We start from the raw sequence: 13,131 nt of genomic DNA, 5'->3' as shown, positions 1-13,131 counted from the left end.
ATAGACGAATCAGACAAGATTATGCTTGTCAAGCCACTTCATGGCCGCCGCGCCCAGCGGAATGCGCAGCCAGTAGAACACCACGCGGTGCAGCAAAGTGGCGGAAAGCGCCACGCCCTGCGGCACTCCGACCGCCACGAACGCGAATGTCAGCGCCGCTTCCACACCGCCCAGACCGCCTGGAGTGGGCACTGCGGAACCCAATGCATAGGCCAGCAGGAAGACGAACGTCGTTTCAATCGGATTCGATGAATAGCCGAACGCTTGCAGGGCCGCCCAGAAAGCGAGCCCAGTGGTCGCGTTCTGGAACAGCGCGCCTAGGCAGCTGACTGTGAGCTGTCGGGGCTGGGAAAGCACGTCCAGCAGCTGGTTGATATACGTCTTGGCCAGCGGCATAAGACGACGGGTCACCCAGTGGCGCAACGGCGGAATCATCATCGCAATGGACAGCACCACGACCACAACGCCCAGCACGATAACCAACGTGTTTGTCGGGATTGCGCCGGAGAACATGTTGCGGCCGGTGAACAGGCCGATGATGACCAGCATGGAGAAGTACACGGCGTAATACACCACGAGCGCGGCGCTCATAATTGCGGTCGCCTGGGTGTTGCGATAGCCGGATTTGCGCAGGAACTGCAGGTTGACGAACGAGGGGCCCACGCCGGCTGGCATGGATACGGTGGCGAAGCCGCCTGCCACCTGGCTCATGAAGACGCCCATATTGTCACGCTTGTGCCGCGCCATCAGGGAACCGAGCGAAATCGACGAGCCGATCCAGCCGCAGACACCGAACGCGAGCGTCACCACCGCCATCAACGGGTTGGCGTTGGTCAGCGCGGTGATGATCTCCTCGGGCTTCAGTTGGGTGAAGACCACGACCACGGCCACGATGACCAGCAGCATGGTGATCATCGAACGCCAAGAGAAGCGGGCCAGCGTCACCGGCTCGGCGGATTCGGCGGTCTCCTCATCGATTATGGTGTTGATGTGGTCTCGCAGTTCCTTGAGCAGCTGCTTGTCCCACGTGCCCAATGCGCGTGTGGGGGAGGGGACCGCGACTTTCTGAATGAACGGGGCCAACGTGGTCAACGTCGTGTCTCCCCAAGCTTCGCGGGCGGCCGCGACTGCCGGTTTCACGCCGATCAGTGCGGCGAACAACGCGAGTAGCTGAACCTTGTCAAGTGCGGTATTGGCCGGGCCGGAAGCGCTGTCGCCATTCAGCCAGCCGGCGATAACCGCAGTGCCATCTTCGAGCCGGGCGAGCGTATCAGGCGTGATGCGTCGGTGCGTATATCCACGGCGATTTGCCACGGACAGATATCGCATATACGCTACGGCATCCGCCTTGGTAAGCGTGTTCAGGTTGGCGGGCAACTCGATGGTGTGCGCATCCAGCACCAGAATCGCGGACTCGTCCGTATCGGCGATGCCGTATGGGGAGGGCGCGGGCAGTTTGATATTGTGCAGGCCGAGCAGCATGGCAAAGTGATGCTGAACGGCGTCGCGCACGGAACGATCGCGTCGAATGGACACGCTGGTAAAACGCACCCAATCCCAGAGTTGCTTCAGATAGCCGACGGTATGGGTTTGCGCGTCGATGACGGAAACGATAAAACGACGGTTATTCGCGGTCTCCACATCGTAGATGCGCGAGCCTTCCGTCAAATCGTCATCCAACGTGGCAGACAATGAGCCATGGCTGATTCCGGGCTCCTGATGCCGGATGAGTGAGGTGGTCTCTAATCCGATGCTTGAGAGCACTGCGACGAGATCTTTGCCCCACACGCCTTTATTCTGCGTGCCGACCACGAATCGGATAAGCATGCCCACCGTGCGACCGGCGGCCATCGAAACCAGCATGCCGGTAACCGAATGCCACGAAAGCACCACCATCACCGCGGCGATGGCATACAGGATATTCCAACTCCATTTGACCGTGGAGCGGGTACGGCGTGGCCCGGCGGCGGTCAGGAAGGACGCCATGCCGGCGTAGATGTCGGGCAACAGCCCGGAGCCGTATGAGGTGGCGGCTGAGACCAGTGCCATTGGCAGGGTGAAATCGTTCAGACTGCTGATTGCCGTCGATATGACCCACACCATGCCGTATCCGGCAAACATGGCCAGCGCGGACACCGCAGCTTGCAGCCATTCGCGGGCCAAGAGCAACTGAGCGAGCACGATAACTACGATGACCGTGGTGGCCAGCTGCGTCAGCACGGTGGAGGGGAAGTCAGCCAACCAGTTGATGACCTGGGCTGCGGTGTGTGCGTCGGATTCGACGCCGCGCGTCATGCCGCCCAGATACACGGCGAACACCATGACCACGGCGGCCATCAACAGCGACAGACCGGCCCGGGTCAGATCGCCGAAGTCGCGCGTGCGGCGCGGAGCGATGTCGTCGATGTACGGTCCGGAATCGTTGCTGTCGTCGGTTGCCGGGCTGTCCGGTCCGCTGACAGCAAAACTGGCCGACCGGCCGTCACCAGAGGCGATCGGCCGGTCGGTAGTGGAGGAGGTCGCCTTGTTCGGGCGATCTTCCGTAGTGGACTGATCCTGTTCAGTAGTCATGAAATGGTTACCTGACGCCTGTCCTTGTTCGGTTCAGTTTGCGGTTCGGTTTGTGACTCAGCGCAGTAGTGTGGTGGATGCGAGGGATTCGAGGGGCTCGAGGGACTCGCATCGCACCTATTTCAGCGGTCGAAAGCGACGAGCTGGCTGGCCACACCGGTGTAGGTGGCGGGGGTCAGAGCCTTCAAGCGAGCGGCGGTTTCCGGGTCGAAGGACTGCTGGTCGATGAACTGCTCGACCTGTTCCTTGTTGATGGTGTGGCCGCGCATAAGCTCCTTGACCTTCTCGTACGGCTTGTCCATGCCCGGCAGGCCCTTGAGCTCGCAGGCGCGCATGGCGGTTTGGATCGGCTCGCCAAGCACCTCCCAGTTCTCATCAAGCTCACGCTCGATGACGTGGGTGTTCGGGTGGATGGACTCAAGGCCGCCCATGAGGTTGGTCAGGGCGAGCAAGGAGTAGCCGAGCGCGGAACCGATGTTGCGCTGGGTGGTCGAATCGGTCAGATCGCGCTGCCAACGGGATTCCACCAGCGTGGCGGAGAGGGTGTCGAGCAGCGAGCAGCTGATTTCGAAGTTGGCTTCGGCGTTCTCGAAACGAATCGGGTTGACCTTGTGCGGCATGGTGGAGGAACCAGTGGCACCCTTGACCGGCACCTGGGCGAACACTCCACGGGAGATGTACATCCACACGTCCACACACAGGTTGTGCATGATGCGGTTGGCGTGGGAGACGGTGGAGTACAGCTCGGCCTGCCAGTCGTGGCTTTCGATCTGCGTGGTCAGCGGGTTCCAGGTCAGGCCCATGCGGTTGGTGACGAATTCGCGGGAGACGGCGACCCAGTCGACATCCGGGCATGCGGCCAGGTGGGCGCCGAACGTGCCGGTCGCGCCGTTGATCTTGCCCAAGTACTCCTGGTTTTCGATGTGCTTGAGCTGACGGTTCAGACGGTAGACGTAGACGGCGAGCTCCTTGCCGAGTGTGGTCGGCGTGGCCGGCTGGCCGTGGGTGAGAGAGAGCAGCGGCATATCCTTGAATTCCTCGGCCTTGCCGGCGAGGTGGTCGATGATGCGCTTGAACTCCGGGGTCCACACGTTTTCCATCGCGTTCTTGACGCAACGGGCGATGGAGAGGTTGTTGATGTCTTCGGACGTGCAGGCGAAGTGCACGAGGGTCTTCAGCTCGTCGTTGATGTTGGTCAGCTCGGCCGGAGCCTTGTCGATCTGATCATCGATGTAGTACTCCACGGCCTTCACATCGTGGTGGGTGATGGCCTCATGAGCGGCGTGCTGCTTGATGCCTTCGGCGCCGAAGTCCTCGGGAATGGCGCGCAGGAAGGCCTGCTCTTCGGCAGTGAACGGCTTGACGCCGTCAACGATCGGCTGGTTGCCGTTGCCCTCAAAGCCGTTGGCCAGAAGAATCATCCATTCGACTTCGACACGCATGCGTTCGCGGTTCAGGGCAGGTTCGCTCATGTATTCGACGAGCGGGGCGGTGGCCTTGTGATAACGGCCGTCGAGTGGGGTCAATGCGATTGCGGGGGAAATATCGGTAAGCTTCATAACCTCCAAGGGTACTTCCAGCCGTGAACCGAGCGGCTATACTGTGGTGCGGCGTTCCCGCCCGAGCCGCACAGGTCAAGGAACGCCCGTGGTTCGATTACTGTGTGCGGCCTTTAAGGCTAGGAGATCACCATGCCTGCAACCACCATTCATACTCTTCCGAAACGTCCGATTGCCGTATCGTCACTGAAATGGCAGCCGTTGGATATCGCGGTCGGTGCCACGCTGGGTGCGGCCTGCGGCGTGATCTTCTGGGGATTCAACTTCGCGTACATGCCGATCTCTTCGGTATTCGGCGCGATTCTGCCCGGTTTCGCCAGCATCGTGCACGCCGTCTGGTACTTCTCCGGTACGCTGGCGGTGCTGATTCTGCGCAAACCCGGAGCGGCGCTGTACGTGAACCTTATCGGCACGCTGGTCGAAACGGTGATTGGTAGCCAGTTCGATTTGGGCTTCGTGATTATCTCGGCGCTGTTGCAAGGTGTTTTCGCTGAGATTCCGTTCGCCTTGACCCGTTACCGCATGTTCAATCTGCCGATTTCCATTGCATCCGGTGCGTTGGTCGCCTTGGAATACGGCACATATCTGATGCTGTTTCGCTACGTGGGTGTGTCATTCGTCAGCCCGCGTGGCATTGTGCACATGATTTCCGAGGTCACCGGCGGCGTGCTTATCAGCGGCGTGATGGCCTGGTATCTGATGCTGGCCATCGCCAAAACCGGTGTGCTCGACCGCCTCGCATCCGGCCGCGCACTCATCGAGCGACGCGCCTGACACTCTTTGCGCGCCACTCTCCCGGGAATGTTGCGCTGATAGAGGGGGGGTTCGGGCATGCTGGCGCAACAATCCCGGGAAAGTGGCGCTAGCCGCGTCTCTGCGGTGATTGCATTGTGGGGTAGCCGATTGATGCTAAGCATTGACAAGTTGATGTGCCCGTTGCCGTGAGACCCCGAGTATATCGCCTATTTGCTGTAGGGCGAGACCCATGCCATGTAGTTCTTGTGCCGCGGCGCGAGTTTCCCGCGCTGCGTTCGATCTGCATTCCGCTTCTTCCTTGCGCAGTCGCCGAGCTTCATCAAGATGCTCCTGCACGGATTGCGGCAGCTTTGTCTCTACGGTGAGTGCGAAATCAGCATCTTGTGTCATGACGGTGATAAGGTCGCGTGCCATACTTTCAATCTCTGCTGTTGTTCTTGCCTGCGTGAAACCGATACCGGGAATCTCAAGAATCCAGTATTTTTCGCCAGGGCGAACGATGACCTGATATGTTTTCACTGCTGATACCAGCCTTTCCCGAGTTTGGCTTCTGCTTCTTTGCAAATAATGTCCGCGAGGTTGTTGTCGATTTCGTTATGTCGTGGGATGGGGAATCATAAGTCCGTCGAGTTGGAATATCTCATGACTCCCTCCTTGCCTGATACTTTCAAACGTGACATTCTTGCGTTCTGCCGCTTGCTTCATCAGTTTGATGAGCCATCTCCTACTCGTCATTATATTGTTAACTCCTTTCTTGACAACTCTGTCAAGTGTGGTATTTACTTTTAACCGCCGAACGTGCTGAACTCGGTGGTTCGCTCGCTAGGGGCAATGGTCGCGGACTGGGTCATGCGGCCTTGGTAGTAGCGGGTTTCCTTGAGCTCTCCGTTGATAACTTCCTGGAAATGGGCTTCGTGGCGTTGCACGGCGGGGGAGCCGAGGTCGGTGGCGTTCTGATAGGCGGCCTGATGGTATTTGATCCAGTGCGACAACTCCCTGCCGTTGGTCGAACCAGCCACGGGTGCGGCGTCATATGGGGTCAGGCCGGTGATGGGCGTTGCGCCGGGAGTGCATGAGCCGTCCGAATGCACTGTGGATGGTGTTGCCGCGGGCGCGGGCGATACATGCCCTTGTACGGTGAGCCAGTTATCGGTGACCGGGTTGGCGGCACCATCCAGTGCGGCGACCAGTTCATCATCGATTTCCACGCTGGTGACCCACGTGCGTTGCGGAATCGGATGATTGGCCACCGGCGATCCGGCTGTCACCACATGCTCGATGGTATATTCCTCCGCCCAATCCGAGGCAAGCGTGGCGGCAACGATACCACCCTGGGAATGGCCGATCAGCGCCACGGGCTCATCCTTGCCGATGCCTGCCTGACGCATCGCCTCGGCAACCATGCGAGCGCTGTCCGCTTTCCTGCGGCGCTCCTGATCGGCGCTCATCAGTTCCACGTTCTGCGCCCAGCCAAATGGTGAGTCAGGCTGTCCATCGGTACCCGGGATGGTGACCAGCCAGGAGTTGGTTCCATCAGATCGTTCATAGCGTTGAATGGCGATGGTCCCATATTCGAGTCCGCTGTTCAGCTCGATTTTGCCGAGCCGCTCTTCGGCGAGCCTGCGCAGATTCTCCATTGACTCGGCCACCGATCCGCTTGCGCGGACGACGTCGGCATTCGCCTGCACCTCGCGCACGTCCAGATGATTGCCTTGGACGACGTCTTTCGCCGGGCCGGAGAAATTGGCGATTTTCCCCGCAGCCTTGTTGACCTCATCGGTGTGCGCAATGCTCTTGCCGATAGGTACGCCGCCAATGATTCCGCCCGCGCCGCTAAGCACTCCTTCCTGGAACGGATAGGTGAACGTGGACATCCATGCCGAATTCGGTTTGCCGTCAATAGTCCAGCCGGCCAGAAAGCCGCCCGCCGCCACAGCGGCAACACCCACCGCGGCATATCCCGGTTTGGCCTGTGTGCCGGCCTGCAATAATTCGGTAAACATGCGCCGAGCCGTCATCTCCGCCTGAGAATACAGAGAGTGTGCGCGAATCAGCAGATCGGCCGCGCCACGCAGATCATCGCTCAACCGCTGACATGCCGTTGCATGGTCATAACACCGATTGCCCAGCGCGGCATATGGTGCAGTGACATGGCCGGGAACAACGGCGCTCGGATCGCCCGACTGCAAGGTGACGCACATCGGCGCACTATGCCGATGTGACTGCAACTGTAATGCGGCCGATTCCCAAGCCGTGGCTATGGCCGCAAATCCTGCCGCCTCGTCATCGAGAGCCTTGGCTATGACGACATATTCTTCAAGAGTGGCTGGCGCATATCCCACTCCGCCGTAAACGGACGATTCCACTTGCCAGTAATCGTGCTCGCTCATGATGACCCCCAAGCCAATCGGTGGGTGGTCTCCATGTCTTGCGCGAGACTGGCCGAATACTGTGCGGTGCGACTGAGCCGCGATCGGAATAGATCGGCGGCTTTACCGGTCCACACGATGTTGCTGGAGCGGTTCACGGCCACCGCCGTCTGGTCCGATTGCGCCAGTGTGGCCGCACGCTGGACGGACACGAGGTCGCGACTACGCTGTACCGCCGCATGGCAAGGGCAAGTGCCGTAATCGAACGGCGTCACCGTATTGTCGGCAAAGCCGCCGGTGGGATCGATGGGTGCTGGGTTGCTGGTGTAGGTATTCATATATCCAGCTAAAAGGACAGGACTCATGCTTGTCCAGCCGGAACGACCAATGTGGTTCTAGCTTGCCGATTTTGGGCGAAGTTATCCCCAAGTGTTGTGCATAGTCGTAACGATTATCCACAAATAGCCTGTTTGGACATACCTTGGATCAGCCATGGCCTATCGAAAAATTGGACAAACGTCAAAGCCGACAGCCGAAACCGGGAAACAGCCGCGATAAGGCCATGACCCATGAGGGTGTGAGAAAAAGAACAACTGTGAACGACTGCTTACCACGGCTTGGTGGCCCCGGTACCCTTGTTCTGCGTCGCTTTCTGCTCGGATTGGGTGGTGTTCGACTGGGTATCGGTGGATTGCTGATTGGCCTTCATCAGCTCCTCGACCTGCTTCTTCTGTTCGTCGGTCAACGCGCCGCCCTTTTTGGCATTGGATGAGGAACTCTCGGATTGCTGTGCCGACTGGGCTTGCCCGGAATCGGAACCGCTGTTCTGCGCCTCGGCCTGTTTCAGGGTGATCTTTGTCAGCTCGGAAGAAATCGAAGCATTGGCGTCGATGGCGTCCTTGACTTGCGGCAACAGAAGCGTGCGCATTCGCCCGGCCTCGGCGAATTGCGCATCGGTCTGCTGCTGTTGCGCCTTGAGCGTGGTGATATCCGTGGACTCGTCCTGAGCCGCTTTGATATTGGCGTTCAATGATGCGGTGGCCTGATTGAACGTAATCGAAGCGGACAGGTTTACTGCCGCCACGCCGGCAACCAGCAACAGCAATACGGCGCCACAAGCCAGGACGATACGTGTCCAAAGCGGGCACTTCGCCCGCATCCGAGTATTCGCCGAGCCATCGTTCTCGTGGATTTCGTTACTGTTTCTCACAGCAGTCTCCTTGAGGTTGCGATCCATGCACCGACTTCCATGGCAAGCAATATCGCCAACGCAATGGCCAGCGGCCATACCACCGGCGTGGTGCGTGTGCGCTCCTTGACCGTGGTGGTCATGCGCCACTGCTTCGATGACTTGGCCGAAACCGAATCCGCCAAAGTCTGTGAAGCGTTCACGGCCACATACGTGCCACTGATCTCGTCGGCAATGTCTTTAAGGTTCTTCTCATCCATCTTGGAGATGCCGGGTTCGCCGGTATCCGGGTCGACCACCCAGTGGTCCGTGGTGTTGGAATCGCCGGCACTGACGCCATCGGCGATGACGGGAATCTTGCCGCCCTCGGTCGAGCCGACGCCCACGGTAAACCCATCATTGAGATACTGGCGCAGTGACGAGAACGTACGACGCGTCACATTCGAGGTCTGTTCGCCGTCAGTGATGAGGTACAGCACAATCGCATCATCCGGGTGCGCTTCACGAATCGACTTCGCGGTCAGCAGCAATTGATCGATCGGAGCATCCAGACTGGAGCCCGCTGACACGGATGTGGCTTCCACCGCCAACGTGTTGGCCCAATTATCGATGGCCGGCGCATCCGGGGTCAGCGGCACATCAAGCGTTCCCGAAGCACCGAACCGTAACGCCGCGAAACTGGCGTCCGGATAAGCGGCGGTCACATCATGCACGGCCTGACGTGCGGCATCGATGCGGGTAATGGTCTTCTCGGACCCGTATGTGGCATCGGCCACCGCCATCGACCCGGTGGTATCCACCGCCACGATGACGTCGGTGGCATTGATGGCCTGTGAGGTGGTAGACGATACCACGCTGGGAGTCAGTACCATCACCGCGACGATGAGCAGCATAAGCGTACGTCGTATGCAAGCCCACACGGTCTCGTCACTGGAAGCACGGCGACGAACAAATAATGCGATTTCGAGAATGGCCAGTACGGCGAGCCCGGCCGCCAGCAGTCCGCCGGCGACCCAGCCCAAGGCGGGGGAGAAGGTGAATCCGTTCATCGCCTCAACCTCCATGCACATACGATCCAGATAATGAGTATCACGGCCAGAGCAAGCGTCCACAGACCGGGAGCGTCCACCATCGAGGATTTCGCCTTGTTCTCCACATCCGTATCTCTACGCGACTGAATATCCCGTACCAGCTCATCTATCGACGCGCCATTCGATTGGGTGAGGAAGATGCCTCCATGCGACTCGATCGCGGACTTCATATCCGTTGTGGTTTGGTCCGATTCACTGGCTTTCGGCCCGGAATACAGGCCGTCCACGGTGATTTTGGTCTGCTGGGTCAAATCCAACGCTTCGGTCAGCGAATAGGTGGGCTTGCCCGACACGACGTTGTCGGTGGCCAGCACGATGGATGCCGCACGCTGACGGTCGGCATTCGCATGATTGGCTTCGCCATAAGCGAAACCGGGGAGCATCGCCGCGCAAGACACCACGCCGTCGCCAATCAAGGAGGTGGCGTCCTTGCGGTTCTGCGTGCCTTCGAGCCAATTGGCGATGTCCTGATATTCGGCATCGGACATCTTATCGATGTCATCCTGCGACTCGACGCCTTTCAGCGCCTTGCTGGCGGAGGTCAACTGTTTGGTGACCAGTTCGTAGTCGTCGGTCAGCGGGAACACCGTGCGTGAGGTCGAGTTGAAGATACTCAAACCGATACGTTCCCCCTCGAAATGCTTGACCAGTTCCAAATAGGTGTCGATGACCTCGCGATCATAGGGGAGCGTGGACCCCGACACATCCAGACACAGGACGATATCTCGGCTGGAAGCGCGTTCGTCACCGGCATCCACTTGGCTGGGGCGAGCCACCAGCACAATGGCCAGCGCCAGCGCAAGCACCAGCACGCTGATGGCGAGACGGCCCAAAGCGCGCCATTGACGGAACAGGCGGGAAGCGTGCTCGGTATTGAGATCGTCGTCCATCGAGAATACAGGGGTGTCGTCGGCGGCGTTACGGCGGGCGAACACGACAATCAGCACGATAATCGCCAGCGTCGCCAAGACGCCGGCCAGAGCGGCCCAAGGCCAATGCCATGCCAGCATCATGAACGCCACCTTTCCACCAGATTCGCCACCCACTCGGCGGCCTGCTGCACGCTGGTCGTCTGGGCGATTCGGTTGCGGGCATCATCGGCAAATTCCGGTGGATACAACGCGCCAATGGTCTGCTTCAATGCGTCCAATCCTTGGCGATTCGCGGGCGTGCGATTCAGGTACGCCAAATCGGTCAGCGTACTGGAACTAAGCTCCTTGCCTGATGCGGCACCGGCGAAATCACGGGCGATGACGGACAATTCGACGAAAGCCTCATGCCGGGGCAGTGCTCCGGATTCATGACGGGCCACCACATCGTCGATGCGGGCACGCCACTCGGCCTTGGAGCTGGCATTGCTATGAGCGCCACGCGCGCGGTCGCTGTTCCGAGGTTTGCGTGCGGGGCGAGACAGCATGATGATCAACGCGATCAGACCTACCGCCAGCAACAGGCATGCGATGATGGCCACCACCAGGGGAGTGGTCAAGGCCAACGACTCCACGGGCCTGAGATCGCCGGGATCAGTGGCGAGCGGGATGATGGGGAACATGCTGTGCATCATAGATCACCAGCCAAAGTCAGTCCGACCAGTTCGGGTGCAGTACCCAGTCTATTGCGTGTGGTGCGGGCCAATGCCCGGGACACCAGGGCGACGAAACGATCGAACATGGATTCGCTGGATGCGGATCGAATGATATGGGAACCGGCACGGGTGAGCTCCTGTTCCAAAGCCGCGGCCATATACGCGCGATGAGTATCGACCTCGGCCGCTGCCTTGGCGTTGCGCAGGAATGCCGGCACACGCCGTGCACTCAAGCCGTCGGTGGGAGCGTGGCGGGATGAGACGGCCTTGAACGGATTCATCGTCGCCACATCGATCAGCACCATCGGATGGGTGCGGGTAATACGACGGATCGTGGTGATATGCCGCTCCTCCATCGCATGCTCATCGGTGGCCAATACGATCAATGCCTCGCGATCCTTGATACGGCGCGCATATTCCAGCAGCGCGTCGATATTACGGTGATGATCCCAATCACGGTCAAGCGCCTTGTCCAGCGTGCGTTCGAACTGCGCGAACCCACCGTTGAACGGCACGCGGGTGATACTGGACTCATCGCCGAACACCAGCGAAATATCGTCCGACCGGCGCAACGACAGTGCGGCGAACATACGCAGCGCATTGGCGGCAACCTGCCATGCGCGTTCTCCGGAAGGGCATACGCCAGTCATCTCCAGGCCCACGTCCATCAGCAACCAGACCCGTGACGTCGACAGGCGCTCGCGCTCGACCACCATGGGGCGGCCTTGGCGGGCGCTGGTCTTCCAATCGATAAGACGGGATTCGTCGCCTGGCTCATAGGCATGCACATCCATCGCATCGCCGCTGCCGCCGCGACGCCCGGATGCGTGTTCGCCCTCCAGCGCGCCCAAAGCCTTCCTTACGGTAGGCAGGCTCAGCTGAGTGCCAAGGGCCTCGATCTTCTTGCGAACGGAATCGGAACTCACGGAACAGGAACCGTTTCGACGATCTTGTCGACGATCTGATCGCTGACCACGCCATCGGCCAGTGCCTCGAACGTCAGCATAATACGGTGGCGCAGCACCTCATGAGCGAACGCCTTGAGGTCCTCGGGTACCACATAGTCGCGCCCGGACAGCAACGCCTTCGCCTGGCCGATACGGGTCAAGGCGATGGTGGCGCGCGGCGAGGCGCCCAAACGCACCAAGGACGACAGTCCCTTGATGGGGCGGGAGCCGGCACCTCGTGACGTGGCGGTGATATCGACCGCATAACGCATGATCGCGTCGGAAACATGCACGCGGCGTGCCGCCTTGCGCAAAAAATCAACGTCGGACACGGAAATGCGTTCGCCGGTGATGGTGTCGGGACCGATCATATCGGAGCCGCGGCGGGTGAGCATGGCCAGCATCCGAGCCTCTTCGTCGGGCGAAGGATAGGTCATGACGGCCTTCATCATGAAACGATCCATCTGGGCTTCGGGCAGGTTGAACGTGCCCTCCTCCTCGATCGGATTCTCGGTGGCGATCACCATGAACGGCTTGGGCAAGGCGATACGCTGCCCGCCGATGGTCGTGGCACCCTCGGCCATGGCCTCAAGCATGGCGGACTGGGTTTTGGCATTCGAACGGTTGATCTCGTCCAGCAGTACGAAATTGGCGTGAATCGGACCGATCTGCGTGGTGAACTTCTGCGACGCAAAATCGAAGACCTGCGTGCCCACCAGATCAGATGGCATGAGATCAGGAGTGCACTGCACGCGCTTGAACGAGCCGGATACGCAGGTGGCGAGCGTCTGGGCGGCCGTGGTCTTGGCCAAGCCCGGCACGGATTCGATAAGAATATGCCCGCCGGCCACCAAGGTCACGATAAGCGATTCGCGTAGATTATCCTGACCCACCAGTGTCTGGGCGAACCTCGCCCGAATGGCGTCGGCCAGGATACGTGCGCGTTTGGCGTCATCGGCACCCAGCGGAGCCGACACGCCGGGCGCGGGAACGGCGACCGGTCGTGCGGCGGTGGTCGGCGAAGGTATGTTCGGTTGCGTGGGGAACAAAGTCATGCCCCCCAC

General features: G+C 59.9%; 12 protein-coding genes. 1 reads left to right on the top strand and 11 read right to left on the bottom strand.

Features of this window, described 5'->3' with window-relative positions; genetic code table 11:
• Positions 1–9 precede the first annotated feature (9 nt).
• Together BLLJ_RS07555 and purB are read right to left on the bottom strand one after the other, a co-directional pair.
• Positions 10–2,571 carry a lysylphosphatidylglycerol synthase transmembrane domain-containing protein gene (locus BLLJ_RS07555; protein ID WP_013582862.1) on the bottom strand — a complete coding sequence of 854 codons (2,562 nt, stop codon included), beginning with the start codon at positions 2,569–2,571 and terminating at the stop codon, positions 10–12.
• Positions 2,572–2,693: 122 nt separating this feature from the next.
• Positions 2,694–4,130, bottom strand: a complete 1,437-nt coding sequence (purB, locus tag BLLJ_RS07550) for an adenylosuccinate lyase (RefSeq protein WP_007053172.1) — start codon at positions 4,128–4,130, stop codon at positions 2,694–2,696.
• Positions 4,131–4,262: 132 nt separating this feature from the next.
• Here purB and BLLJ_RS07545 point away from each other — a divergent pair, with 132 nt between their 5' ends.
• Positions 4,263–4,904, top strand: coding sequence for an ECF transporter S component (locus tag BLLJ_RS07545; RefSeq protein WP_007053173.1), 642 nt, complete (start codon positions 4,263–4,265; stop codon positions 4,902–4,904).
• Between the two features lie 135 nt (positions 4,905–5,039).
• Here the strand turns inward: BLLJ_RS07545 and BLLJ_RS07540 are convergent, their stop codons facing one another.
• The 9 genes from BLLJ_RS07540 to BLLJ_RS07495 form a co-directional block, all read right to left on the bottom strand.
• A complete protein-coding gene (locus tag BLLJ_RS07540; protein ID WP_007053174.1) occupies positions 5,040–5,405 on the bottom strand; it encodes a hypothetical protein in 366 nt (121 codons plus the stop codon).
• Between the two features lie 266 nt (positions 5,406–5,671).
• Entirely contained in the window at positions 5,672–7,276 is a 1,605-nt protein-coding gene (locus BLLJ_RS07530) for an alpha/beta fold hydrolase (RefSeq protein ID WP_008782718.1), read from the bottom strand.
• The gene (locus tag BLLJ_RS07525) at positions 7,273–7,593 is read right to left on the bottom strand and encodes a hypothetical protein (RefSeq protein ID WP_007058571.1); all 321 of its coding nucleotides are present in this window, start codon (positions 7,591–7,593) and stop codon (positions 7,273–7,275) included. The genes BLLJ_RS07530 and BLLJ_RS07525 overlap by 4 nt, the downstream gene beginning before the upstream one ends.
• A gap of 269 nt (positions 7,594–7,862) precedes the next feature.
• Positions 7,863–8,360, bottom strand: a complete 498-nt coding sequence (locus tag BLLJ_RS07520; RefSeq protein ID WP_007055630.1) for a DUF6466 family protein — start codon at positions 8,358–8,360, stop codon at positions 7,863–7,865.
• A 101-nt stretch (positions 8,361–8,461) separates the two neighbouring features.
• Positions 8,462–9,493 carry a vWA domain-containing protein gene (locus BLLJ_RS07515; protein ID WP_013582861.1) on the bottom strand — a complete coding sequence of 344 codons (1,032 nt, stop codon included), beginning with the start codon at positions 9,491–9,493 and terminating at the stop codon, positions 8,462–8,464.
• Positions 9,490–10,548 (bottom strand): vWA domain-containing protein, encoded by a 1,059-nt coding sequence (locus tag BLLJ_RS07510; protein ID WP_007053180.1) that lies wholly within the window; start codon positions 10,546–10,548, stop codon positions 9,490–9,492. The genes BLLJ_RS07515 and BLLJ_RS07510 overlap by 4 nt, the downstream gene beginning before the upstream one ends.
• A complete protein-coding gene (locus BLLJ_RS07505; RefSeq protein ID WP_021975282.1) occupies positions 10,545–11,099 on the bottom strand; it encodes a hypothetical protein in 555 nt (184 codons plus the stop codon). Before BLLJ_RS07505 ends, BLLJ_RS07510 begins: the two co-directional genes overlap by 4 nt.
• Entirely contained in the window at positions 11,096–12,046 is a 951-nt protein-coding gene (locus BLLJ_RS07500; protein ID WP_007053182.1) for a DUF58 domain-containing protein, read from the bottom strand. The genes BLLJ_RS07505 and BLLJ_RS07500 overlap by 4 nt, the downstream gene beginning before the upstream one ends.
• Positions 12,043–13,122, bottom strand: coding sequence for an AAA family ATPase (locus tag BLLJ_RS07495; protein WP_007053183.1), 1,080 nt, complete (start codon positions 13,120–13,122; stop codon positions 12,043–12,045). The genes BLLJ_RS07500 and BLLJ_RS07495 overlap by 4 nt, the downstream gene beginning before the upstream one ends.
• Positions 13,123–13,131 lie beyond the last annotated feature (9 nt).

The sequence above is a fragment of the Bifidobacterium longum subsp. longum JCM 1217 genome (assembly GCF_000196555.1).
GTDB lineage: Bacteria > Actinomycetota > Actinomycetes > Actinomycetales > Bifidobacteriaceae > Bifidobacterium > Bifidobacterium longum.
This window is presented reverse-complemented; position numbering and strand designations above follow the sequence as displayed.